This window comes from Parapedobacter indicus, from assembly GCF_900113765.1.
GTDB lineage: Bacteria > Bacteroidota > Bacteroidia > Sphingobacteriales > Sphingobacteriaceae > Parapedobacter > Parapedobacter indicus.
On sequence record NZ_FOQO01000031.1, the window covers coordinates 1 to 1217 of the forward strand.

A 1217-nucleotide genomic window follows, 5' to 3' on the forward strand; every position below is an offset into this window, starting at 1 on the left:
CTATCTGCTTTCGGCTTTCGGATTTCAGCTATCAACTAGTAACCCACGTTATGTCCGTGTAATGGTTTCTTCTAAATTGTACAATCCGTGGATCACCGCCATCAAAGCTGCCTGTCGGGCTACGTTCCCTGTCTTCTTGTGGGGTGCTTCACCCACATCGACAAACGCGGCTGCATCGGCCGGCGATTCCCGGTAACGTTGCAGTTCATCCGCATAGTAGGATTCCAGCAACGTCAGCTCCTTTTCACCGGCATCCCGGCTCAGGATACGCCGGAATGCATGCATGATGAGATCCCGTGCCGCTGCGTCCGGCGCCGTCTGCAGCAGCTGTCCGGCCAGTACACGAGATGCTTCCAGGATCACCGGATCGTTCAGCATCACCAGTGCCTGCAGCGGCGTGTTGGTGCGCTGGCGGGTTACCTCGCACATGTCCCGGTTGCTGGCATCAAAAATCAGCATGTTGGGCGGCGGCACCGTCAGTTTGATGAACACATACATCCCACGCCGGTAAAGGTCGGTGCCGTGGTCCTGCACATAGTTGGCCAACGTGCCTCTGCCCGAACTGGTAACCTCCCATATCCCGTCCGGCTGGTAGGGCTTGATACTCGGTCCGCCGATCTCCCGGTTGAGCAGCCCGCTGCTTGCCAATGCCAGGTCCCGTATGAATTCCGCCGGCAACCGGATCCGCTTCGCCCGTGACAGATAGACGTTTTCCGGATCCTCCGCCAGGTGTTTCTTGGTGACACGGGACGATTGCCGGTAGGTTGCACTCAGCACCAGCTGTCTGATCAGCCGTTTCACGTCCCACCCGCTGTCACGGAAATCCGCCGCCAGCCAGTCCAGCAGTTCCGGGTGACTGGGCAGTTCGCCCTGGTTGCCGAAATCCGCCACGGTACCCACCAGGCCACGGCCAAAGACCATCGCCCATAGCTGGTTGACAAACACCCTTGCCGTCAGCGGATTCTCTTTGCTGAAGGCCCAGGCAGCCAGCCCGAGCCGGTTGGGCGCATACCGGGTGCTGTCAAACGACAGGATGGATTCGGGTGTACCGGGATATACCCGTTCCGTGGGCGCATCATACACACCCCGGTCCAAAACAAAAGTGGGCCGCACTTCGTCCCGTTCGCCCATGACCGAGACTGAGACCGCCGACGTGTCGCCGGCTTTGTTGATGAACTGCAGCATGCTGTCCACGTCCGCCTGGGTGATGGTGAGCC

Annotated in this window: 1 protein-coding gene; it reads right to left on the minus strand. The window is 59.5% G+C overall.

The features are described 5' to 3' along the window. Nucleotides 1–48 precede the first annotated feature (48 nt). Nucleotides 49–1185, minus strand: a complete 1137-nt coding sequence (locus BMZ56_RS25340) for a DUF1553 domain-containing protein (RefSeq protein ID WP_256213877.1) — start codon at nucleotides 1183–1185, stop codon at nucleotides 49–51. Nucleotides 1186–1217: the final 32 nt, after the last annotated feature.

What these genes read in the sequence shown, in the direction of transcription:
- BMZ56_RS25340 (WP_256213877.1), bottom strand. Translation starts at nt 1,185, where the DNA reads ATGCTGCAGTTCATCAACAAAGCCGGCGACACGTCGGCGGTCTCAGTC.